The organism is Pseudomonas sp. 91RF (genome assembly GCF_003576265.1).
Classification (GTDB): Bacteria; Pseudomonadota; Gammaproteobacteria; order Pseudomonadales; family Pseudomonadaceae; genus Aquipseudomonas; species Aquipseudomonas kribbensis.
Window position 1 is genome coordinate 104704 of the sequence record NZ_QWFC01000022.1, and the last position, 24688, is coordinate 129391.

Annotated in this window: 17 protein-coding genes; 10 read left to right on the top strand and 7 right to left on the bottom strand. The window is 60.4% G+C overall.

What is annotated here, in order from left to right:
- Positions 1 to 9: 9 nt before the first annotated feature.
- The 6 genes from DXT77_RS09675 to DXT77_RS09700 form a co-directional block, all read right to left on the bottom strand.
- Entirely contained in the window at positions 10 to 636 is a 627-nt protein-coding gene (locus DXT77_RS09675) for a response regulator transcription factor (protein ID WP_119427471.1), read from the bottom strand.
- 155 nt (positions 637 to 791) lie between these two features.
- Positions 792 to 1211, bottom strand: a complete 420-nt coding sequence (locus DXT77_RS09680) for a chemotaxis protein CheY (protein WP_119427472.1) — start codon at positions 1209 to 1211, stop codon at positions 792 to 794.
- A 146-nt stretch (positions 1212 to 1357) separates the two neighbouring features.
- Positions 1358 to 2074, bottom strand: a complete 717-nt coding sequence (locus tag DXT77_RS09685; RefSeq protein ID WP_085711975.1) for an MgtC/SapB family protein — start codon at positions 2072 to 2074, stop codon at positions 1358 to 1360.
- Between the two features lie 54 nt (positions 2075 to 2128).
- A complete protein-coding gene (gene mgtA / locus DXT77_RS09690) occupies positions 2129 to 4828 on the bottom strand; it encodes a magnesium-translocating P-type ATPase (protein ID WP_119427473.1) in 2700 nt (899 codons plus the stop codon).
- A 492-nt stretch (positions 4829 to 5320) separates the two neighbouring features.
- The gene (locus tag DXT77_RS09695; RefSeq protein WP_119427474.1) at positions 5321 to 6658 is read right to left on the bottom strand and encodes a lysine N(6)-hydroxylase/L-ornithine N(5)-oxygenase family protein; all 1338 of its coding nucleotides are present in this window, start codon (positions 6656 to 6658) and stop codon (positions 5321 to 5323) included.
- 133 nt (positions 6659 to 6791) lie between these two features.
- A complete protein-coding gene (locus tag DXT77_RS09700; RefSeq protein ID WP_119427475.1) occupies positions 6792 to 7274 on the bottom strand; it encodes a sigma-70 family RNA polymerase sigma factor in 483 nt (160 codons plus the stop codon).
- Positions 7275 to 7607: 333 nt separating this feature from the next.
- Here DXT77_RS09700 and DXT77_RS09705 point away from each other — a divergent pair, with 333 nt between their 5' ends.
- Genes DXT77_RS09705 through DXT77_RS09715 form a run of 3 tightly spaced genes read left to right on the top strand, consistent with a single transcriptional unit; the run spans position 7608 to position 12165 of the window.
- Positions 7608 to 8780, top strand: a complete 1173-nt coding sequence (locus DXT77_RS09705) for an efflux RND transporter periplasmic adaptor subunit (protein WP_119427476.1) — start codon at positions 7608 to 7610, stop codon at positions 8778 to 8780.
- Entirely contained in the window at positions 8781 to 10754 is a 1974-nt protein-coding gene (locus DXT77_RS09710; RefSeq protein ID WP_119427477.1) for a MacB family efflux pump subunit, read from the top strand.
- A 7-nt stretch (positions 10755 to 10761) separates the two neighbouring features.
- Entirely contained in the window at positions 10762 to 12165 is a 1404-nt protein-coding gene (locus DXT77_RS09715; protein WP_119427478.1) for an efflux transporter outer membrane subunit, read from the top strand.
- Between the two features lie 99 nt (positions 12166 to 12264).
- On the opposite strand, the gene DXT77_RS09720 is transcribed toward DXT77_RS09715, so the two are convergent.
- Complete coding sequence (locus DXT77_RS09720; protein WP_119427479.1) at positions 12265 to 13893, bottom strand: PvdJ/PvdD/PvdP-like protein; 1629 nt, start codon at positions 13891 to 13893, stop codon at positions 12265 to 12267.
- A gap of 222 nt (positions 13894 to 14115) precedes the next feature.
- Between DXT77_RS09720 and pvdM the strand changes: the two genes are divergently transcribed.
- The 7 genes from pvdM to DXT77_RS09755 all read left to right on the top strand — a co-directional run bounded on the left by pvdM (position 14116) and on the right by DXT77_RS09755 (position 24602).
- Positions 14116 to 15465: a pyoverdine-tailoring dipeptidase-like protein PvdM gene (pvdM, locus tag DXT77_RS09725; protein WP_119427480.1), complete on the top strand. Its 1350-nt coding sequence runs from the start codon at positions 14116 to 14118 to the stop codon at positions 15463 to 15465.
- 28 nt (positions 15466 to 15493) lie between these two features.
- Entirely contained in the window at positions 15494 to 16774 is a 1281-nt protein-coding gene (locus tag DXT77_RS09730) for an aminotransferase class V-fold PLP-dependent enzyme (protein WP_119427481.1), read from the top strand.
- A 30-nt stretch (positions 16775 to 16804) separates the two neighbouring features.
- Positions 16805 to 17698, top strand: coding sequence for a formylglycine-generating enzyme family protein (locus DXT77_RS09735; protein ID WP_119427482.1), 894 nt, complete (start codon positions 16805 to 16807; stop codon positions 17696 to 17698).
- Positions 17699 to 17817: 119 nt separating this feature from the next.
- The gene (locus DXT77_RS09740) at positions 17818 to 19467 is read left to right on the top strand and encodes a cyclic peptide export ABC transporter (protein ID WP_119427483.1); all 1650 of its coding nucleotides are present in this window, start codon (positions 17818 to 17820) and stop codon (positions 19465 to 19467) included.
- Between the two features lie 154 nt (positions 19468 to 19621).
- Complete coding sequence (locus DXT77_RS09745; protein WP_119427484.1) at positions 19622 to 22048, top strand: TonB-dependent receptor; 2427 nt, start codon at positions 19622 to 19624, stop codon at positions 22046 to 22048.
- A 314-nt stretch (positions 22049 to 22362) separates the two neighbouring features.
- Positions 22363 to 24345, top strand: a complete 1983-nt coding sequence (locus DXT77_RS09750) for an S-type pyocin domain-containing protein (protein WP_119427485.1) — start codon at positions 22363 to 22365, stop codon at positions 24343 to 24345.
- Entirely contained in the window at positions 24342 to 24602 is a 261-nt protein-coding gene (locus DXT77_RS09755) for a bacteriocin immunity protein (RefSeq protein WP_119427486.1), read from the top strand. The genes DXT77_RS09750 and DXT77_RS09755 overlap by 4 nt, the downstream gene beginning before the upstream one ends.
- Positions 24603 to 24688 lie beyond the last annotated feature (86 nt).

Genomic DNA, 24688 nt, shown 5'->3' on the forward strand with positions numbered 1-24688 from the left:
GGCAGGCTCTCAAAGCAGATGGTTGCGTCTGGCGAACTCACGCAACACCACCTGTGAGCTGACCCCGAGCTTGAGCATCAGGCGAGTCTTGTAGGTACTGATGGTTTTGTGGCTCAGGTTCATCTCCCGAGCGATGTCCTTGTTGGGCTTGCCATGCGCCAATTGCACGAGAATGTGTAACTCGCGATTGGACAATCCTTCGATTTGCTGCCGCTCGTCACTGTGCACACCGGATTGCCCTGCGTTGACCTCAGGCAATTCCTGAAAATAGCTGTAACCCGAACGGACTGCCTTGATCGCACTCTGCAACTGCTGCAACTCGGCAGACTTGGCCACAAAAGCCATTGCACCTGCACGTCGGCAACGCACCAGGTAGCTGTTCGGGTCGGCCGATGAAAAAATCACGATTTTGCAGACCAGCCCGAGGGCGTTGATCCGGTCCAGCACTTCAAGTCCGCCCATGCCCTTGAGCTTCAGATCGAGCACGATCAGTGTCGGCCCGTGTGCGCGGATCAACGGCACCACGTCTACGCCACTCGAAGCGACATGAATCGGTTTGTAACCCAGTGACTCCAGAACCATTCTGACGGCACCGACCACCACAGGGTGATCGTCGACGATCAATGCTGAATCCATGACCACTCCTGGGCGAATACATGTCGATGACGCCACCGATCCTGCATGAACGGGACTACTGGTAGCTGCGCTACGACTGTTACACGGGACGCAAGTCGAAACACCTGTCAGACCTGACAGTTGCGCCGTCGGCCGATCTGTGATCTGGCGCTCCATCACGCGAGGGATTTTGCCGGGCATATACGCGATGAACGCTCACGGGAAGCCTCGACCGACGCCATCAACTGTGTGATGGCGCTCATTGAGGGCAGCGCTTCGTTACAGGTGGTGATCTTTGGCCGAAAGTATCCGGGAACATCCGATAAGTTCAGCGCTTCGCCGTAGACCAGCGCATGCCGGACCTGCGCCAGATCGAACAGAAATCCGTGCAGATCCGGCATTCCATCTGCCAGTTGAGAGTCGGTCACCAGTACATCGAACGGCTCGCAGCCGAAATCGATCAGTGACAGCAGTTCGGTGAAGTTCTGCACCGGTGCAATGCGGTAGTAATCGAGGGCATTGAACATCCGCTCGATCTTCATCCGGTGAAAATGCCGGGTGTCGGCGATCAAAATACGCAAGGTTTTGTCGGCCATCGTGGAAGTCCCGCCAGTCGCTTCAAGTGGCGGCAAGACTACCCAAGCATCGAGGCATGCTCTGTAGGACTATTCCGAAAATAACCGTCACTCATCCGGATTGACGGCCACCCATGCCATTGCCGGACGATGGGGCGCTCTCCAGGTTACTCCGTGGTACTCGGACTCCAGAACGCCTGCACCACCAGGTTCGACGTGGAGATCCGCTTCACCAGTGCGTCCAGCTCATCACCGTCCACCGATGTCGTTGCGAGCGTGGCTTCGATCTCGATTTCGTCGGCACCGAAGGCGTGTACATCGACGTCGCTGGCCGGGTAGTTGCTGCGTTCGAGCTCGGCCTCAAGCAAGGCGAACACCGCGGTCTGCTGCGAGCGCCGGGCGATCACGTAGACGATGTTGGTGACTTCCGCCGAAACCACATCCAGCGGCTGGCGGTTGATGTTGTTGACGATCGGCCGCAGCAAGGTATTGGCGGCGAGCACGAACAAGGTGCCGAGCACGGCTTCGGCCAACAGGTCGGCGCCGGCACAGGCGCCGACCGCTGCCGAAGTCCAGAGTGTGGCGGCGGTATTGAGACCGCGCACGTTCCCCTCCTCGCGCATGATTACACCGGCGCCGAGGAAACCGATCCCGGATACCACGTAGGCGACCACCCGCACCGCGCCTTCGGCTCCGCCGAGACGGTTGGCCATGTCGACGAAAATCGCCGCACCGACCGCCACCAGCACGTTGGTGCGCAGGCCTGCCGTACGTTGCCGGTACTGGCGCTCAAAACCGATCAGGCCGCCGAGAATGAACGCCGCGCTGAGGCTGACCAGCGTATCGAGCAGCGAATCGAGGTTGATGTTGTTGATGGCTTGCATGTTGAACTCCTTGAAACCGCCCCCCTTGCTCCCACAAGGGGGGAATCTTTCCTGTTACTGCCAGCCGAACCGGCGGATGTAGAAGCCTTTAACGGCCTGGGTCAGTGCCATGTACGCCAGCAGGATCACCGGCAGGAACACGAAGTACATCGACGGCAGCGCCTGCAGTTTGAAGTAGTGCGCCAGCGGCCCCATCGGCAGGAAGATGCCCACGGCCATGATGATTCCGGTCATCACCAGCAGCGGCATGGCCGCGCGGCTTTGCAGGAACGGAATCTTCGGCGTGCGGATCATGTGCACGATCAGCGTCTGGGTCAGCAGTCCCACCACGAACCAGCCGGACTGGAACAGCGTCTGGTGATCCGGGGTGTTGGCATCAAACACGTACCACATCAAGGCGAACGTTGTGATGTCAAAGATCGAACTGATCGGGCCGAAGAACAGCATGAAGCGCCCGACATCCCCTGGCTGCCAGCGTTGTGGCTGTTTCAGCATTTCATCGTCGACGTTGTCGAACGGGATCGCGATCTGCGAAATGTCATACAGCAGGTTCTGCACCAGCAGGTGCATCGGCAGCATCGGCAGGAACGGAATGAACGCACTGGCCACCAGTACGGAGAACACGTTGCCGAAGTTCGAGCTGGCGGTCATCTTGATGTACTTGAGCATGTTGGCGAAGGTCCGGCGCCCCTCCAGCACGCCCTCCTCCAGCACCATCAGGCTCTTTTCCAGCAGGATGATGTCGGCCGCTTCCTTGGCGATGTCCACCGCGCTGTCGACGGAAATACCGATGTCTGCGGTGCGCAGCGCCGGTGCGTCGTTGATGCCGTCGCCCATGAATCCGACCACATGGCCGTTGCCCTTGAGGATGCGCACGATGCGTTCCTTGTGGGTCGGCGTCAGCTTGGCGAACACGTTGGTGGTCTCCACCGCCTTGGCCAGTTGCGCGTCGCTCATGCGTTCGATGTCGTTGCCCATCAACAGGCCTTGCTGCGCCAGACCTACTTCGCGGCAGATCTTGGCGGTCACCAGCTCGTTATCGCCGGTCAGCACTTTCACGGCCACGCCGTGTTCGGCCAGGGCCTTGAGCGCCGGTGCGGTGCTTTCCTTCGGTGGATCGAGGAATGCCACGTAACCGATCAGCGTCAATTCCTGCTCGTCGCCCAGGCTGTAAGTGTCGCGACCTTCCGGCATCGACCGTGCCGCCACCGCGACCACGCGCAAGCCTTCAGCGTTGAATGCTGCGGTTACCTGACGAATTCTCGCCAGCAATTCATCGCTCAAGGCTTCGTCGACTTCACCGTGACGAACCCGGGTGCACACCGACAACACTTCTTCCACCGCGCCTTTGCAGATCAACTGATGCGGTTGGCCGTGGCCTTCGACCACCACCGACATGCGCCGGCGATTGAAATCGAACGGGATCTCGTCGACCTTGCGATACGCCGTGCCGACTTTCAGTTCACGGTGGACTTCCACGTGTTCCAGCACCGCCACATCGAGCAGGTTTTTCAGGCCGGTCTGGTAGTAGCTGTTCAGATAAGCCATTTCCAGCACGTCGTCGGAGTCCTCGCCCCAGACGTCGACATTGCGCGCCAGGAAGATCTTGTCCTGGGTCAAGGTGCCGGTCTTGTCGGTGCACAGCACATCCATGGCACCGAAGTTCTGGATCGCGTCCAGGCGTTTGACGATGACTTTCTTGCGCGACAGGAACACCGCCCCCTTGGCCAGGGTCGAGGTGACGATCATCGGCAGCATCTCCGGGGTCAGGCCCACGGCGATCGACAGTGCGAACAGCAGCGCCTCGGTCCAGTCACCCTTGGTGAAACCGTTGATGAACAACACCAGCGGCGCCATGACGAACATGAAGCGAATCAACAGCCAGCTGACTTTGTTCACCCCTTGCTGGAACGAAGTCACTGCCCGATCGGTTGCCCCGACCCGCAGCGCCAGCGCACCGAAATAGGTGCTGTTGCCGGTGGTGAGAATCACCGCCACCGCCGTGCCGGACACCACGTTGGTGCCCATGAACAGGATGTTGTCCAGCTCCAGCGGGTTACGCGTATCGCGATTTGCCTGGCGGGGGAATTTCTCTACCGGCATTGATTCGCCGGTCATCGCCGCCTGACTGACGAACAGATCCTTGGCGCTGAGCACCCGGCAATCGGCGGGAATCATGTCGCCGGCCGAGAGCACGATCAGATCGCCCGGCACCAGTTGCTTGATCGGCAGTTCAGTGCGCGGCGCATCACGGCGCAGCACCGTGGCGGTGTTGCTGACCATCGCCTTGAGCGCGTCCGCCGCCTGGTTGGATTTGCTTTCCTGCCAGAAGCGCAGGAGGGTCGAGAGCACCACCATCGAGAAAATCACGGTGGCGGCCTTCAGGTCATCGGTCAGCCACGAGATCACCGCCAACAGGGTCAGCAGCAGGTTGAACGGGTTTTTGTAGCAGTGCCACAGGTGGGTCCACCACGGCAGCGGTTGCTCGTGTTCGACTTCGTTGAGGCCGTGCTGTGCACGCAGCACATCGACTTCGAAATCGGTGAGGCCATCAGTGTGCGTGCCGAGGTTCGACAGCAGCACGCCGCTGTCGCAATGGGCGGCGTCCACCAGCGTGTTGGCCAGGGTGGGCGGCACTTCACGGCTGACCGTGGTGTCGCGAAGACTTTCCAGCACGGCCAGACGACGGAAGTGCCGGGCAATGTGACGGGTCCGCAGGAAGCCTGCGAAAAATTCCTTGAGCGTAAGTTTCATGGCTGTTGCCCCTATGGTCAGCCGGGAAACCGTCAAGCAGGTACGTCCAGCCCTCTTGCACCGAAAATTCGGCACGGCAAGGGTTGGTGCGCCAGTCAAAAAAGACAGGCGTGTCGATAGGGCTGCGATTGCGACAATGAAGTCGAAACCACGCTCTTTTCAGCGTCGATGAGAAGGACGTCGGGACATGGTCTCAGCTGACCATGATCGGGATGCCGCTGCTCGCTGTTCGGCGAGACAACGGCACAAAGGAATGCGCGTTATCTTGCCGAGAATCTGCCGGTTACAAGGACCGGCCGACAACTGTCACTCGAACAAGTACCCACTGTGGGTCTCCGCTATTGATGAAAACGCGCGAAGCTTACGCCCCGATGCCTGGAGAGTAAACCCGTAAAAGGAATGAGGTTGGGGGATGTGGAGGTCATTCAGGAAGGGTTCAGGATTGGCCTCGAAACGACTCCCGCGCTCGGCGCGGGAGTCATCAGGAAGTCATCAGCTGGCAGTCGCCAGCAACAAATCCATCACCGAACGGCTGTGCCCGCGATTCTTGCCATGCTCGTACAGCGAACCGGCAATTTCGTCCGCGCGGATCGGCAGGATCGACAGCAGCGTATCGCTCAGACCGTGGCTGGCCTGGCAGAAGCCCTGCATGTACAGACCGGCCTTGCAGCGCTCGTCGGTGATCAGTTTGTAGTTGCGATCGACCTCGAAATCACCCAGGTACTCTTCCAGAGGCGCCAGCAGCTTGCGGTGCATCTGACGCTCGTAACCGGTGGCCAGCACCACGGCGTCGTAGACGCGCACGGTGACTTCGCCGGTGGCATTGTTGCGCACCGCCAGTTCGATGCCGCGCTCGGTAGCGGTGGCCTTCTCGACGGTGGTCAGGGTGCGGAACGCATGACGCGCAACGCCGGAGACTTTCTGGCGATAGAAGATGCCGTAGATGCGCTCGATCAGGTCGATGTCCACCACCGAGTAGTTGGTGTTGTGGTACTCGTTGACCAGACGCTCACGCTCGCTGCTCTTCTGCTGGAAGATCAGGTCGGTGAATTCCGGCGAGAACACCTCGTTGACGAACGGGCTGTCATCCGCCGGCTTCAGCGCCGAGCCGCGCAGGATCATGTCGACCTGCACCGACGGGAACGAATCGTTCAGATCGATGAAGGCTTCCGCCGCGCTCTGGCCGCCACCGATGATCGCGATGCTCATCGGCTGGTTGTTCACGCACGGTTGCTTGGCCATCTCGGCCAGGTATTGCGAGTGGTGGAACACCCGGGCATCGCCTTTCAGCGCCTTGAACGCCTCAGGAATGCGCGGCGTACCACCGGCGCTGACCACCACCGAGCGCGCGGTGCGCACAAATTGCTGACCGTCGGTGCCACGGGAAATCACCCGCAACGCTTCGACCTGATGGTTGTGCAGGACTGGCTCGATGGTCAGCACTTCTTCGCCATAACGGCTCTGTTCGGTGAACTGCGCGGCGACCCAGCGCAGGTAGTCGTTGTACTCCATGCGGCACGGATAGAAGGTGCCGAGGTTGATGAAGTCCACCAGACGACCGTGGTGTTTGAGGTAATTGACGAACGAATACGGGCTGGTCGGGTTGCGCAGGGTCACCAGATCCTTGAGGAAGGAAATCTGCAATTCGCTTTGGGTCGACAGGGTGTTGCCGTGCCAGCTGTAGGTCGGTTGCTTGTCGAGAAACAGCACATCCAGCTCGCCCAGGGTCGGGGCTCGCTCCTGCAGAGCGATGGCCAGCGCCAGGTTCGAAGGGCCGAAACCGACGCCGATCAGGTCGTGAACGATGGGCGATGCAATTGCCTGTGTCATTTCCAGTGTCCTCTGGATGAACCCCCGAACAGCGCGGAGGAAGAGCTTGGGTGACCGGCCGGCCCTGAGCAGGACAGCAGGTCGTCTGTTGAGTAGGAACGAGGACAGTGAAATAAAATTTAACGACGACGGCTCAATGGGCATCCCATTGTCTGATGCGCAGGCGGCAATGCTTCATGGCGTTGACGATGTGCTTTTCCACCAGAGCCCTGGAAATGCCGAGGCGTTCGGCGATCTCGGGATGGGACATACCTTCGATCTTGCGCAGCAGAAAACTGTCGCGACACAGCGGGGCAAGCTCGGCCAATGCGCGTTGCAACATGTCCAGGCGCTGGCCATGGTCGAGGGTGCTGTGGGGGGACGGGGTGAAATAGCGCTCTTCGCTGTCGAGCACTTCCAGCGATTCAACCTGGCGCAAGGCATTGCGTCGATGATCGTCGATCACCAGATTCAGCGCGGTGCGATAAAGAAAGGCCCGGGGCTGTTCGATCGGCGTATCGCTGGAACGCTCCAGCACCCGCACATACGCGTCATGCACCACATCTTCGGCCACCTGTCGGTTGCCGAGCCTGGCGTTCAGGAAACACACCAGCTCGCGATAGTAGTTTTCCAACATGACTCCCGGGCGCCTGAGTGCGGGTTCTGTCCTTGAGCACACCGTTCTGCTGAGCCCTACGAGGCAGTAGCAAGATGGTGGCAACTTGAGGTGCGTAATTTATAGTAATTCTCATATAGATTTAAAGTGGTGTTTGTCGTTGCCCGATAAATAGTGTTCGGCTATACCTCGGGATTGCTGTAACAACCTGTGTCACCACTTAAATTCCCTTCCGCTTACATCGTTAACAGGACAGCTCCCCGTGTCTGCCGCGCCCTGCGGCAGCGTTCAACGGTGCCTGATCCTGCGCATCTGGCTGAACGACGGGCCGATTTCCACTGGCCGGAACCCTGCATGAAACGTCCCCGCCCCGCCCGACGCGCCCTGCTCGTAGTCCTTTGTCTGATCCCCGTTGCCGCCTACGCCGCCTGGCAGATCCTGCCTGCCGGGCGGGACAAATTCGCCACGGTGCAAGTGACCCGTGGCGATATCGAAAGCAGCGTCACCGCGCTGGGCACCCTGCAACCACGGCGTTATGTGGACGTCGGCGCCCAAGCGTCGGGGCAGATCCAGAAGATCCATGTGGAAGTCGGCGACGTGGTCAAGGAAGGTCAGCTGCTGGTGGAAATTGACCCTTCCACCCAGAAAGCCAAACTCGACGCCGGGCGCTTTTCCATCGAAAACCTCAAGGCGCAGCTGCAGGAACAAAAAGCTCAACACGAACTGGCGCAGCAGAAATACCGGCGGCAGCAGAATCTGGCTGCCGGCGGCGCCACCCGTGAAGAAGACGTGCAGACCGCCCGCGCCGAACTGAAAGCCACCCAGGCGCGCATCGACATGTTCCAGGCCCAGATCCGACAGGCCGAAGCCAGCCTGCGCAGCGATCAGGCCGAGCTCGGCTACACCCGCATCTACGCGCCGATGGCCGGCACCGTGGTCGCCCTCGATGCCCGTGAAGGCCAGACCCTCAACGCGCAACAGCAGACACCATTGATCCTGCGCATCGCCAAACTGTCGCCGATGACGGTGTGGGCCGAGGTTTCCGAAGCCGACATCGGCCACGTCAAACCCGGCATGACCGCCTACTTCACCACCCTCAGCGGCGGCCAACGACGCTGGAGCAGCACCGTGCGGCAAATACTGCCGGTGCCACCAAAGCCGCTGGACCAGACCAGCCAGGGCGGTGGCAGCCCCGCCAGTACGAGCAAAAGCGGCAGCGCCCGCGTGGTGCTTTACACCGTGCTGCTGGATGTCGATAACGCCGACAATGCTTTGATGGCGGAGATGACCACTCAGGTGTTCTTCGTTGCCAGCCAGGCAAAAGACGTCCTCACCGCACCGGTCGCCGCCCTTCAAGGCAGTGACAAAGCCAATCTGCAGACTGCGCAGGTGGTCGCCGCCAATGGCAGGATCCAGTCCCGCGAGGTGCACACCGGCATCAGCGACCGGCTCAAGGTGCAGATTCTCGAGGGCCTGAACGAAGGCGATCACCTGCTGATCGGCCCGGCTGACGGCAGCGGGGGTTAAATGCAAACGCCCCTGATCGACCTGCAGGACATCCGCAAATCCTACGGTGGTGGTGACGCGCCTGAAGTTCATGTATTGCGCGGCATCGACCTGTCGATCCACGCCGGCGAATTCGTGGCGATTGTCGGTGCCTCCGGCTCTGGCAAATCGACGCTGATGAACATCCTCGGCTGTCTCGACCGGCCGACCTCCGGCGAATACCGTTTCGCCGGGGAAAATGTCGCCGGACTGGACACCGACGAACTGGCCTGGCTGCGCCGTGAAGCCTTCGGTTTCGTGTTCCAGGGCTATCACCTGATTCCGTCCGGCTCGGCCCAGGAAAACGTCGAGATGCCGGCAATATATGCCGGCACCCCCGCCGCCGAACGCCACGCCCGCGCTGCCGCCCTGCTCGAGCGCCTCGGCCTGGCGTCACGCACCGGCAATCGCCCGCACCAGTTATCTGGCGGCCAGCAGCAACGAGTGTCGATTGCCCGGGCGCTGATGAACGGTGGCCACATCATTCTTGCCGATGAGCCCACCGGCGCCCTCGACAGCCACAGCGGCAAAGAAGTCATGGCACTGCTCGATGAGCTGGCGAGCCAGGGCCACGTGGTGATCCTGATCACCCACGACCGCGAAGTCGCAGCACGGGCCAAACGCATCATCGAGATCCGCGACGGCCTGATCGTCAGTGACAGCGCCCAAGGCAACCCCGACGCCCAGACCACGGCCAACCCCGGCGCCCTGCAAGCCGTCGATCTGCGCAAGCGCCTGAGCGAAGGCGCGCAAGCCTCCGGTGCCTGGAAAGGTGAACTGGTGGACGCCCTGCACGCCGCGTGGCGGGTGATGTGGATCAACCGCTTCCGCACCGCGCTGACCCTGCTCGGGATCATCATCGGCGTGGCTTCGGTGGTGGTGATGCTGGCGGTCGGCGAAGGCAGCAAGCGTCAGGTCATGGCGCAGATGGGCGCTTTCGGTTCGAACATCATTTACCTGGGTGGCGTCCCTCCGCACCCACGCGCACCGCAGGGCATCATCACCCTCGACGACCTCGCAGTGCTCGCCACCCTGCCGCTGATCAAGCAGATCATGCCCGTCAACGGCGCCGAAGCCGTGGTGCGTTTCGGCAATCTCGATCACCACAGTTACGTGGGCGGCAATGACACCAATTTCCCGAAGATTTTCAATTGGCCAGTGGTTGAAGGCACTTACTTCACCGCTGCCGACGAAGCCAGTGGCGCGGCGGTAGCCGTCATCGGACACAAAGTCAGAAGCAAGTTGCTCAAGGATGTCGCCAATCCCGTCGGGCAGTACATCCTGATTGAAAACGTGCCCTTTCAAGTGGTCGGGGTCCTCGCGGAAAAAGGCTCCAGCTCCGGCGACTCCGACAGCGACGACCGTATCGCCATTCCCTACTCCGCCGCCAGCACTCGCCTGTTCGGCACGTACAACCCGGAATACGTCGCCATCGCCGCCGCCGATGCGCGCAAGGTCAAGGAAACCGAACGGGAAATCGAGCGCATGATGCTGCGCCTGCACAACGGCAAAAAGGATTTCGAGCTGACCAACAACGCCGCCATGATCCAGGCCGAAGCGCGCACGCAAAATACCCTGTCACTGATGCTCGGCTCAATCGCCGCGATATCGCTGCTGGTCGGCGGTATCGGCGTGATGAACATCATGCTCATGACTGTACGCGAACGTACCCGCGAGATCGGTATTCGCATGGCCACCGGCGCTCGCCAGCGCGACATTCTGCGCCAGTTCCTCACCGAAGCGGTGATGCTCTCGGTGGTCGGCGGGATCGCCGGGATTGCCCTGGCGTTGATCGTCGGTGGCGTGCTGATCCTCAGCGACGTCGCCGTCGCCTTCTCGTTGCTGGCGGTGCTCGGCGCTTTTGGCTGTGCCCTTGTCACCGGTGTTGTCTTCGGCTTCATGCCGGCCCGCAAAGCTGCCCGGCTCGACCCGGTCACGGCCCTTACCAGTGAATGATCGAACTATGAAACCGTGTCTCAGTTTGTTGACCGTGTGCCTGTTGCTCAGCGCCTGCGGCAGTCCCGTCCAGCGTCCCGACAGCGGTTTGCAACCGCCCGCCACCTGGCAATCGTCACACGGCGCCAGCGTCGGCCGCATCGATCCGAAATGGTGGACGCTGTTTGGCAGCCAGGAGCTTGATCGTTTGATCGAACAGGCCCGCGCGGGCAGTTTCGACCTCGCCGCCGCCATGGCCCGGGTACGCCAGGCCCAGGCCGGCACGGTGATCGCAGGCGGCTCACAATTGCCGGAAGTGCAGGCCACGCTCAATGCCAATCGACAGAAACTGCTACGTGGCAACGGCTACAGCCAACTGGACGCCGACAGCAGCAACAAGGCCGTGGATTACTTCGACGCCAATCTGAATGCCAGTTACGAAATCGACTTCTGGGGTGGCAAACAGGCATCACGCGACAGTGCGCAGTTTGCCATGCAGGCCAGCGAGTTCGACCGTGCCACGGTGGAGCTGACGTTGTTCGGCAGTGTCGCCGACACCTATGCGCAAACCTTGTCGCTACGCGAGCAGAGCCGTATTGCCGGACTCAACCTGGCCAACGCGCAAAGCGTTTTGAAACTGGTACAAACGCGTTTTGACTCAGGCTCGGCCACCGCCCTGGAACTGGCTCAGCAGAAAAGCCTGGTAGCGGCCCAGCAACGGCAACTACCGCTGGTGCAGCAACAAGCCCGGGACGCTTCGATCAGCCTCGCGGCCCTGCTGGGTCGACCCGTTCAGGAACTTGCGCTGAACGGGGAATCGTTCGATCAACTGCACTGGCCGGAAATCGCCACCGGCGTGCCAAGCGACCTGCTCAACCGGCGCCCGGACATCGCCCGCGCCGAAGCGCAACTGGCCGCCGCCGAAGCCGACGTCAAAGTCGCCCGCGCCGCCATGCTGCCCAAGGTCACTCTGAGCGCCGATATCGGCTCGGGGGCAGACCAGGTCCGCGACGTTCTACGCAGCCCGTTCTACAACCTGACCGCCGGACTGATCGGGCCGATCTTCAATAATGGTCGTCTCGGCGCAGAGCGCGACAAGGCCACTGCACGCCAGGATGAACTGCTGCAGAACTATCGCGGCGCGATCATCAACGGCTTCGCCGATGTCGAAAAAGCCTTGAACAGCATTCGCGGCCTCGATGAACAAAGGCAATGGCAAAGCGAGGAACTGCGGCAAGCGCAAACGGCGTTCGACATCGCCCAGAGTCGCTACCAGGCCGGCGCAGAGGACTTGCTGACGGTACTGGAAACCCAACGCACGCTCTATGCCGCCCAGGACTTGAATGTGCAGTTGAGATTGTCACGATTGCAGGCAAGCATTGCACTGTACAAGGCATTGGGCGGTGGGTGGCAGACACTGGCATCGCGCTGACCTGCAAGTGAAATCGCCAGCAGGCCGGGCCCCACAACATTCATCGGTGCAACTGAATGTGTGGGAGTCGGCCTGCTGGCGATCGCAATGAAGTCCGTCTCAGACCGGCGTCTGTTTGGGCTTCAGGTGACGTGCATACCATGGACGCTGCGGCACCTTGCGGAACAACGACGACAACACCTTCTCGTCATCGCTGAAGGTAATGCGCAGGGCCAGCTTCATGGTTTCCGGATCCATCTCCACCGACTTGCCTGGCTGCAGGCCCGGAACTGTGCTGCAGCCGTGGGTAATCGGCCCGAGCCACGGGTCGGCGACTTCCACCCAGCGCCCCGGCGCAAACCACGGCACACCATTGACCTGCAAGCGACTGACCTCGCCCGGATGGAAGCGTTCGTGCGCGCGGAACCAGTCTTCCAGACGATCATCGATCCAGCCATGGAACGCCCAGAACACCGGGCTCACATGAGAAGAGAACGGATCGCCCAGGAAATCGTTTTCAGCGGCATACCAACGCGCGGAAAAATCGGCCGGATCCCGCGCAAACGGCACCGGGTGGCCGTTGGAAGGGTCGCGCGGCACGGACGCCCAGCGCATGTGCAGCCAGTCGTGCAGCCCCAGTTCAACCTCTGAACCGAACTGCCCCAAGGTCAGTCTGGCCAGGTAGCGCGGGTCACGGTAGCGCGACTCCCACACCAGGAAATTACTGTGATACGTCTCGGCCGTCTTGATGTCGCTGACCCATTGCGAGTATTCGTCATCGTCCTCGGCCAGCCAGGTCGGCGGCAGCGAAGTGCCATCGTGATTGTCGAAATAATCGGCAAAACCCTGGCGATCACGGATCAACTCCGGTTGCGGCAACGGAAAGTGCTGCCACGATGGCAGATCCTGCATTGAACGCGCCGTGCCCAGCATGTGCCGGTGCATGAAGAAGAAATCGATACCCGAGCCGTTACGGTCCTTGCGCGGGCCACGGGCGTCGCGCTCCTTGTCACGCGGGCCGGGCTGCCAGCCGATACCGCGCAGGGCGCCGCGCTTTTCCTCGCTCAAGGTATGCCACTTGTCGCGGCTGGCGTGCCAGAGCTGGTGAAACAAGCGGTGCTCGGGGGAAATCAGCCAGGCCAGCAACGTCGGGTTCAACCCTGTGCGCTCGCGGGCCTCGGGGAACACACGTTTGACGGCAATAAAACGATTGTCCTGCGCCGGCAGCATCAAGGGACGATCCAGGTTGAAGACGCGCCCGCTGAGGCTGCCGCTGCCGGCGTTGCCGAAACCGCCCCAGACTTCATCCAGCGCCATGCTGAATTCGTAGTCCGGTGCACCGTCGGCCGACGAGGTGCTGACCAGACGCCAACTCAACTGCGAGGCTTTGACGTCGGCGAGGTCCGCGAGAATTCGATAGCGCGGCGCCTGTGACGAGCGCAAACGCTCGGCCGTGTCGAGAAAACCGATAACACCGCGCCCTTTGTGGGCAACATCGAGAAACACTTCCAGACCGTCTCCGGGCAACCCCGCGATACCGGCGTCATGGCCCTCGAAACGAATCTGCCAGATACCGCGCAGCGCATCCGCCAGGCGTTGCCCGGCGACATCCGCGACATCGAACGACGCCTCACCCGGGGTGATCGTCGGATCCGGCTTCGTCCATTCACGATGCCCAAAATACGCTGCAGGCACAGCGGCGCCGGTCAGTGCCAGGCCCGCCATGAACCATCGTCGAGAAATCTTCATTGCCCTACCTGTGTCAGCCATGAAGCAGGCTTTATCCAAGCTAGAACGTTTGTTGCAGCGGTAAATTTATGGCGTCCCGAAAAGATCGCAGCCTTCGGCAGTTCGTGCATCGGGCGGCGTTCTTTTCACCCGGACCTAAATTACCCGGCTGCCCAGTCGTTTCACCCAGATAGCGAAGGCCCTTGCGCCCGCACCTCGACGGCGAACCTGACTGAGATGGCAATGACAAAACCACGTTCGAAAAAGGCTCTTTACATCGGCCTGCCGCTGGCCCTGGCAATCAGTGCTGCCTCAGGCTTTGCGGTCTGGGAGCACTGGTTCAAGGACAATCCCGGTTACCCGGTCAAAGTCATGCAGCAAGCCGATGCGTTGCAGGATCGCATCCTTTCTTTCGATAGCCACATCACCGTGCCGCTGGATTTCGGCACGGCCGGCAACGAAGCCGACAAGGATGGCAGCGGCCAGTTCGACCTGGTGAAAACCGCCCGCGGACGCTTGTCCGGTGCCGCCCTGACGATCTTCGGCTGGCCGGAAATCTGGAACGGCGCCAACGCGCCACACCGTCCGACCGCCGGGTTTGTGGAAGAGGCGCGCTTCGAACAGGAAACCCGCTACAAGATCATCAGCACCCTGGTGCGCGACTTCCCCAATCAGGTTGCCATCGCCTACACCCCGGACGATTTCCGCCGCCTGCATGGCGAAGGCAAGTTTGCGATTTTCATGAGCATGCTCAACGCCTATCCGCTGGGCAATGATCTGAACGCCCTGGACAAGTGGGCCGCACGCGGCATGCGCATGTTCGGTTTCAGTTACGTGGGCAACAACGACTGGGCCGATTCTTCACGACCACTGCCGTTTTTCAATGACACCCGCGATGCGCTTGGCGGACTGTCGGACATTGGCAAACAGGCCGTGCATCGCCTCAACGATCTGGGCGTCATCATCGATGTCTCGCAGATGTCGACCAAGGCACTGGAACAAGTTGCGCAACTGAGTCGCGCACCGATCGTGGCCTCCCATTCGGCACCACGGGCGCTGGTGGATATTCCGCGCAATATCAGCGACCAGGAAATGCAACTGATCAAGAACAGCGGCGGCGTCGTGCAGATCGTCGGCTTCCCGACTTACTTGCGCCCGTTGAGCCAGGCGACCCAGGACAAGCTCAACGCATTGCGGGCCCGGTTTGACCTGCAGCCGTTGCAGGGCCTGGAGATGGCGCTGATGCCGGGCGACCCGATCATCACTGTGTGGCCGGAACAACGCTTCGGCGAGTACGCCGGCCAGCTCTATGCAATCGTCGACGAAGAACCCAAAGCCAACCTCAAGGACTTCGGCGACGCCATTGATTACGCCGTGAAGAAAATCGGCATCGACCATGTCGGCATCAGTTCCGACTTCAACGATGGCGGCGGTCTGGACGGCTGGAAGGACGTCAGCGAAGCGCGCAACGTAACCGCCGAGTTGATCTCCCGTGGTTACAGCGAAGCCGACATTGCCAAATTGTGGGGCGGCAACTTCTTGCGGGTCTGGGAACAGGTACAAAAATCCTCCAAACCTGTCGTCAACCGCTGACACCTCTTCGAACAAGCGATCAGAACTCATGACCAACCGTCGTTCTTTCCTCAAACAGGCCGGCATCCTGGCCGCCGGCCTGCCCCTGGGCGCTGCCGTCAACCTGCCGGCTCGCGCCGCCAACCCACAACCGCTCGCCGGGAACAAATGGGCCCAATTGCACCAGCTTTTCGATCAGGACCCGGATTACCTGCATTTCGCCAACTTCCTCGTGACCTCGCATCCGCGCCCGGTGCGTGAAGCCATCGAACGCTACCGCGTGACCCTCGACCGCAATCCCGGACGAGCGATGGATTGGGATCTGGGTGAAACCGAAAAACGCGAGCAGGCCGTGCGCGAATGGGCCGGTCGCTACCTCAAGGCCAAACCCGAGCAGATCGCCCTCACCGGCAGCACCACCGAAGGTCTGGCACTGATCTATGGCGGCATCCATGTGCGCGCCGATCAGGAAATTCTCACCACCGAACACGAGCACTACTCAACCAACTACACGCTGGGTTATCGCCAACAGAAAGATGGCGTGAAGGTGCGCAAACTGAAGTTGTTCGACAACAGCGCAAAGGCGTCCGTCGACGAAATACTGACCCGCATCGACCAAGGCATTCGCCCCGAAACCCGCGTACTGGGCATGACCTGGGTGCAATCGGGCAGCGGCGTGAAACTGCCGATCGGCGAGATCGGCAAACTGGTGGACCGGCACAATCGCCAGCGCGAGGAAAAGGATCGCATCCTGTACGTCGTCGACGGCGTACACGGTTTCGGTGTCGATGACCTCGACTTCCCCGACATGCATTGCGACTTCTTTATTGCCGGCACCCACAAGTGGATGTTCGGTCCCCGCGGTACCGGGATCATTTGCGCACGTTCCAGCGAACTCAAGGACGTCACCCCGACTATCCCGACCTTCTCCGAAGCCACCACGTTCTCGACCATCATGACCCCCGGCGGGTACCACAGTTTCGAACACCGCTGGGCGCTGGACGAAGCGTTCAAGCTGCATTTGTCGCTGGGCAAGCGCGAGGTGCAAACGCGCATTCAGCAACTCAACACCTACGCCAAGAACCGCTTGCTGGAACACCGCTCGATTGAACTGGTGACACCCCGCAGCGCCGATCTGTCTGCCGGTTTTACCTTCTTCCGGATCAAGGATCGCGACTGCGATCAGGTCGCCGCCCGGCTCATGCAAAACCGCGTGGTGTGCGACGCGGTGGAGCGCGACGCCGGCCCGGTGATCCGGATCGCACCCGGTCTGTTGAACAGCGAAAACGACATCGAGCGTTTCATGGCCGTACTCGACAAACAGCTGTGACGCCCCGCTTTCCTTTAAACGAGATGACTCATGAAACGTGATCTGTTGACCCCTGCTCTCGGCGCCAGCGCGCTCAAGGCACTGGCCCTCGCCGCCCTCATGACCGGTCTGTTGCCGACTGCCGCACAGGCCGCGACACCGCCCGCCGCGGGTAAAGTATTCAAGGACTGCAAAGACTGCCCGGAAATGGTCGTGCTACCGGCCGGCACCTTCACCATGGGCACGCCGGAGGATGAAGTGGGCCGCGAACCCGACGAAGGCCCGATGCATGAAGTGACCTTTGCCAAACCCTTCGCCATGAGCCGCTTCCAGATCACCGCAGGTGAATGGGACAGCTACATTCGCGAGAGCGGTGCGGTGATCGCCAACGGCGACACGCGGCCCGGTCGCGAGTGCATCGCAAGCAAACCGCGCTACCCGCAAACACCGCGTCAGCCGGCCGTGTGCATGGACTTCCAGGACATCAAGAACTACGTCGCCTGGCTGTCGAAAAAGACCGGACAGAAGTACAGCATGCTCAGCGAAGCCCAGCGCGAATACGGAGCCCGGGCAGGATCCAAAGGCCCTTTTCCCTTCCCGTTCGACGAGGGCAAGGGCTACAGCATCGCCAAACACGCCAACACTTACGGCCCGGCGGACGGCTACAGCTTCAGCTCGCCGGTGGGCAGCTACCCGCCCAACGCCTTTGGCCTGTACGACATGCACGGCAATGTCTATGAGTGGGTCGAAGACTGCTATCACCCGGACTACAACGGTGCGCCGACCGATGGCAGCGCGTGGCTGGAACCCAACTGCGACACCCTGCGCATTCGTGGCAATGACTGGGGTGAAGCGCCGGTATTCTCCCGTTCGGGCAACCGCAACGACATCGATCCGAAGACCCGCGGCGACTGGATCGGTTTCCGCGTCGTGCGTGAGTTGTAATCGGCAGTAACGCTTCTCCTCCCCCCCCGGTCGCCGCCAGTCGGCGGCCGTCTAAATTAAGCACCGGATCAGACGTTCTACAGGGTATCTGCCTTTACGACCCAAGGAACTGTCCTGTCATGACCCAGCCTACGCGCGGTGCAATTCATGAATTGTTCACCCTACTCAAACCTTTTCGGCTCGTCGTTGCACTGTCGGTCATTCTGGGCATGGTCGGTGGCCTGAGTGTCACGGTCCTGCTGGCCACCATCAATAACGCGCTGCACTCCGAATCCGGTCTGACCCAAAGCGTGGTCGCGCTGTTCGGAGGCCTGTGCGTGCTGGCGCTGCTCAGCTCGATCTGCTCGGACATCGGCACCAACTATGTCGGCCAGCACATCATTGCCACCCTGCGCAAACAACTGGGCGAGAAAGTGTTGTCGGCACCGATCGAACAGATCGAACGCTATCGCAGCCATCGCCTGATTCCGGTGCTGACCCACGACGTCGACACCATCAGCGACTTCGCCTTCGCCTTCGCGCCACTGGCCATTTCGCTGACCGTCACCCTCGGTTGCATGGGGTATCTGGCGATGCTGTCGTGGCCAATGTTCCTGATCATGGTCGTGGCGATCCTGATCGGCACGGGCATCCAGTACTTCGCCCAGGGTCGCGGGATCAAGGGTTTCTTCGCCGCCCGTGACGCTGAAGACGAACTGCAAAAGCATTACAACGCAATTGCCGAAGGCGCCAAGGAACTGCGCATTCACCGCCCGCGCCGCCAGCGCATGTTCAACAGTGGCATCAAGGGCACTGCCGATTTCATCTGCAAGACCCAGATCAAATCGATCAACACGTTCGTGATTGCCAAGAGTTTCGGCTCGATGTTGTTCTTTGTGGTCATCGGCCTGGCGCTGGCGCTGCAATCGTTCTGGCCCAGCGCCGACAAAACCGTGATGAGCGGTTTCGTCCTGGTGCTGCTGTACATGAAAGGTCCGCTGGAACACCTGGTCGGCACCTTGCCGGTGGTCAGCCGCGCACAGATCGCCTTTCGCCGTATCGCTGAACTGTCGGCGCAATTCTCCTCGCCCGAGCCGCATCTGTTGCTCAGCGATCAGGGCAAGAAAGCCGAGCCGGTGCAGAGCCTGGAACTCAAGGATGTGCGCTATGCCTTCCCGGCCGTGGGCGAGGCCAACCCGTTCACGCTGGGGCCGGTGAACCTGAAGATCGAACAAGGCGACATCGTGTTCATCGTCGGTGAAAACGGCTGCGGCAAGACCACTCTGATCAAACTGCTGCTGGGCCTCTATCCGCCACAGCAAGGAGAAATCCGCCTCAACGGCGAATGCGTGACCGCCCTCACCCGCGACGATTACCGCCAGTTGTTCACCACGGTCTTTGCCGACTACTACCTGTTCGATGACGTGGTGCAGGGCGATACGCACATTCCCGACGACGCCAACAAATACCTGCAGCGCCTGGAAATCGCCCACAAGGTCAGCGTGCAGGACGGCAGCTTCACCACCACCGACCTGTCCACCGGCCAGCGCAAGCGGCTGGCGCTGGTCAATGCGTGGCTGGAGGAGCGCCCGGTGCTGGTGTTCGATGAATGGGCCGCGGATCAGGACCCGACCTTCCGCCGGATCTTCTACACCGAGCTGCTGCCCGACCTCAAACGCCTGGGCAAGACCATCATCGTGATCTCCCACGATGACCGTTATTTCGATGTCGCCGACCAGTTGGTGCGCATGGATGCCGGCAAAGTCAAAACCGCGCTCAACCCGGCCTGATACGCCAACCGCTCAGGGATGAGCTGATCCCGCCTTCGCGCGATAGCAGAGATTTTCGCGGTTCGCGGGATTTTTTCCGGTTTTTACGCAGTGTTGCGTCTAATTATCATTAACTAATAAAACTGCACTCGCACTTCAGGAGCATCCCGAGCAAATGCAAGCCTTAAAGTTGTCCCGTACCCCTCTGGCCGAGGCCGTCTCCCGCCGCCATCCGCGTGGCGCAATGCTGTCAGGTGCTCTGCTGACGTTGATGCTGTTGGGCAGCACCCAGGCTCAAGCGACGCCGGTCGACGTCAACATCCCTGCGCAATCGCTCTCCAAAGCACTGCAACAACTTGGGCAACAGGCCAATCTGCAGATTCTCTACAGCCCGGAAACCCTGGCTGGCCTGCAGTCGAGCGCGGTATCCGGACACCTGGAGCCGAAACAGGCACTGGACAACCTGCTGCTGGGGAGCGGCATGACCTATCAACTCAACGGCAACGCCGTTTCGCTGATGCCGGCCGCTGGTGCAGCAGCGGGAAACGCAATGGAACTGGGCGCGGTATCGATTTCCGGCAAGGCGCCGGGGTCGACCACTGAAGGCACCGGGCTGTACACCACGTACTCGTCCAGCAGCTCGACGCGTCTGAACCTGACACCCAAGGAAACCCCGCAGTCACTGACCGTCATGACCCGTCAGCGCCTCGACGACCAGCGCCTGACCAACCTCAGCGATACCCTCGACGCCACACCGGGCGTCATCGTGCTGCGTGACGGCCAGGGCGCAGAGTCCGACGGTTACTTCTCCCGTGGTTTCGAGATCCAGAACTTCGAAATCGACGGCGTGCCGACCGTCAAGCGCATGGACAACTACACCCAAAGCATGGCGATGTACGACCGTGTGGAAGTGGTGCGTGGCGCCACCGGCCTGATCAGCGGCCTGGGCAGCCCTTCGGCCACCATCAACCTGATCCGCAAGCGTCCGACCGCCGAAGCTCAGGCCAGCGTCACCGCCGAGGCCGGCAACTGGGACCGCTACGGGACCGGTTTCGATGTCTCCGGGCCATTGACCGAAACCGGCAACATCCGCGGCCGTCTGGTTGGCGACTTCAAGACCGAACAGTCCTGGGTTGACCGCTACAAGCAGGATTCGCAGCTGATGTATGGCATCACTGAATTCGACCTGAGCGAAGACACCCTGCTGACCATGGGTTTCAGCTACCAGCGCACCGACGTCGATTCGCCAATGCGTTCGGGGTTGCCGACCCGTTTCACCGACGGCTCGCGCACCAACCTCAAGCGCTCCCTGAACTCGGCGCAGACCTGGTCTTATAACGACCACGAACAAACCAGCTTCTTCACCTCGATCGAACAACAGTTCGGCAACGGCTGGAGCGGCAAGGTCGAACTGACTCACTCCGAGAACAAGTTCGATGAGGTCTTCAACTACGTCAACGGCGGCCTGAACCCCGACGGCAGCGGCACGACCCAACTGCCGGTACGCTTCTCCGGCACCCCGCGCCAGAACAACATCGACGCCTACCTGACCGGCCCGTTTGGCCTGCTGGGTCGCGAGCACGAGCTGATCGCAGGTGTGACCCTGTCGCAATACAACGAAAACGTGCCGAACTACGGCAACTGGAAGTATGACTACAACACCTCCCCTGCCGGCGCCATCGACAACCTGCTGAACTGGAACGGCGACTCGGTCAAACCCGAATTCAATGCCATTGGCAAATCCACCGTCGACGAAACTCAATACGCCGCTTACCTGGCCACCCGCCTGCGTGCCACCGATGACCTGAGCATCCTGCTCGGCAGCCGCGTGGTCGACTGGCATCGCGACATCGAAGACAAGCCGTACGACGGTGCAGAAACCAAGACCAAGGAATCGGAAACCGGTGTCTACATCCCGTACGCGGGTGTGGTCTACGACGTCAACGACACCTGGTCGCTGTATGCCAGCTACACCAAGATCTTCAACCCACAATCGTCGTGGGTTCGCGACATCAACAAAAAGCCTCTGGACCCAATGGAAGGCACCGGCTACGAAGTCGGCGTCAAGGGCAGCCATTTCGATGGCAAGCTGAACTCCAGCTTCGCGCTGTTCAAGATCGAGCAGGACAACCTGGCGATCTGGATCGACACCCCTGGCGGCAACACCTACAAATCCGAACAAGGCACCACCACCAAAGGTGCTGAATTCACCCTCGATGGCGAACTGGCCGAAGGCTGGCAAGCGTCTGCCGGTTACGCCTATGCCGTCAGCACCGATGCCGATGACAATCGCATCGTCACCACCCTGCCCCGTCACAGCCTCAAGACCTTCACCAGCTATCGCCTGCCGGGCATTCTGGACAAAGTCACCGTTGGCGGCGGTGTGAACTGGCAGAGCAAGACCGGTGCCGACCTGCATACCTTCGAGCAAGGCAGCTACGCCGTCACCAACCTGCTGGCACGCTACGACATCAGCAAAAACCTCAGCGCCTCGGTCAACCTGAACAACGTATTCGACCGCGAATACCTCAGCTACGCCGGTGACCACGGCATGTACGGCGCACCGCGCAACATCATGACCGGCTTCAAGTACACGTTCTGATTTAACCGCTGCAATACAAAAAGCGCCCCGGCCAGACCGGGGCGCTTTTTTTATGGGTGAAGGTTTGATGGAACCACAAGACATGCTGTTTGAAAGGTATTTCCTTTCATTGCAGAGGAAACGTCCGAATACATAAAAGAAGCATCCGCCTGATCCCGCTTTTTGTCGAAAACTCCCGCCTTGTCTCCTGTCAGCGCCTACAGACAATCCGGATATTTCCTTGAGCACTTCGTTGTAACTTTGTTTGGCAGGAAGCCAATGAGTGCTCACCCGTTATCTATCGAAAAACCATGCACATTCAAAAGGATATGAATATGCAAAAGCCACCGCCATTCGTATTGACCGAGGCCGTCCACACCACCGCGACAGCGCCTCCACACGTGCGTATAACCCCACCAACCGGCACCACGATTCCCAACAGCGGTCGATTCGGTCCTCCGCGAAACAGCAGCCGATATCAGCAAGTACTGCAGAACTTTACCGGCCCGCTGGAAGCGGAATATCAAGGCAAGACAGCACAGATTCCGCTGACCATCGAAGCGGATCTGGCAGCCGCACGGCAGGAAATTTCTACCCACCCGCTACCACCGGCTGCCGCGCTGATCCGCGAGCTGGGTGTGCGCACCACCGTGATTCAGCGAAAAACCGGGCAGCTGCAGCACCAGACCCATTTGTCCCACGTTTTTTACGGCAGCGATCCAACCGATAAAACGGTTTTCCAGTTCCTTTCCCGCGCGCAGATCGTCGACCCGATCCTGAGCCCCAACGGGCCGGGAATGAACCTGTGGAAACAGTCCTATCGAGCAGCGCTCGAAGCCAGGCTGCTGACCCAGACCCTCGCGGTTCTGCATCAACAGCAAGCCAGCGTGCAGCAATGGCTGGCCACCGTACAGGCCAATGAGCAGGCGCAGGCTGCTGCCGCCGAAGCAGCGCGTCAGGCCGCTGAGCGCGCCAGAATCGCCGCAGAGCAACAACGTCAGCAAGCGTTGGCCGAAGAGGTTCGTCGCCAACGTGAACTAGCAGAGGCTGAACAGGCGCGGGTTCAACGAGAACAGGAAGCACAGCGCTTGAAGGAACAGCGTGAGGCGCAGAGAAAGGCCAAAAGGAAAAGGCAGCAGCAGGCGCGCCGCGCTGCCCGGGCCAAAGCGAGACTGGCCGCGCAACACAAACGCTTGCATGAACAATGGCAAGCCGAGAGCGACGCACGCTGGCAAAACCCGACGTTCGCCAACGTTGGCTCAATGGCTGCGTTTGACTCGACGTTCAGCGGCACACTCGGCCACATCGCCACCGACTTGACCACCTCACTGGCGCTCAGAACCGCTTTGCGCTCAGCCGTTTCTGTCGTGAGCGCCGCGACTGTGCCCGCTCTGGTCGGCTTCGCAGCACTGCTGATTCCATCCAGGCTGGGCAATGGTGATCTTTATTCGGCCAGCGTTCCGCTCTCGGAACTGGCTCCAGGTCTGAACGCTGTCGACCTGTACGAACGGGCGGCCAGCGGCAAAGACATCGACCTGCCGGTGAGGCTCGGTTCCAGGACGACAGGCAACCGCGCGGAGATTGTCGTCGTCGGCACGGACGGCATCACAGTACCTGCCAACGTGCCGGTAAGACTGGCCCGTTTTGATGCCGGCAAAAATGCCTACGTCTCCGGCGACGCCAAGGGTCCCACCCTGACCTGGACACCTTTGGTACAGCCGCTGAATCCTTCAACGGATTTGCCGTTCGCCGACACCGATCTGCCGATCTACGAAGGTGCAACGGTCACCCCGCTAGGCGGGCGAATCGACCCGTTTCCCGAACTGGACCAGTACGACTTCGGTGGCTTCATCACCGTGTTCCCGATCGAGTCCGGTATCCCGCCGACCTTCACGATGTTCAGGGATCGCCGTCAGGATCCGGGGATCGCTTCGGGGAATGGGCAAGTAGTCACGGGGAACTGGCTGGGGGCGGCGTCAACACCGGAGGGCGCACCGATACCTGCGCAGATTGCGGATAAGCTGAGGGGGCAGGAATTTTCCAGTTTTAAAGCGTTCAGGCGGGCGTTTTGGAAGGCAGTAGAAAGTAATGAGCAATTAATGCATGAGTTTTCATACTTTAATCAACTCGATATCAAAAAGGGGCTGTCACCACGTGCCCCCCAAGCAGAACATATAGGGAGAAGGGTAAAAATAGAGATACATCATGTTGTGCCCATCGGTAAAGGTGGCATGGTTTACGATGCAGACAACCTTCGACTGTTGACACCGCGCCAACACATAAAAATTCACGCCAGGCAGAGGAGGACCGGGCAATGAAATTTAAATCCAGGTTTGAAGAATATACAGAGTCAGAGTTTATCGCCCTCATAAATCGCTTGGTTGAAGGAGACTACTCATCCGAGAGGGAGCACGACGCGATAGTGGACAACATAGTGAGCATTTCGGAACACCCGAGCGGCTCGGATATTTTGTACTACCCGGCCGAGGGAGTCGAAGACAGCCCCGCTGGTGTATTAAAAGCCATCAAAGAATGGCGAGCTGCCAACGGAAAACCGGGTTTCAAACCGGAATAGTCAGTTTTTGAAACTTGCTGTCAGAGTCGGCCTACGGGCTAGCAAGCTCACGCCCAAAGAGCCGGGTGTTGACGGCCTGATGTGTG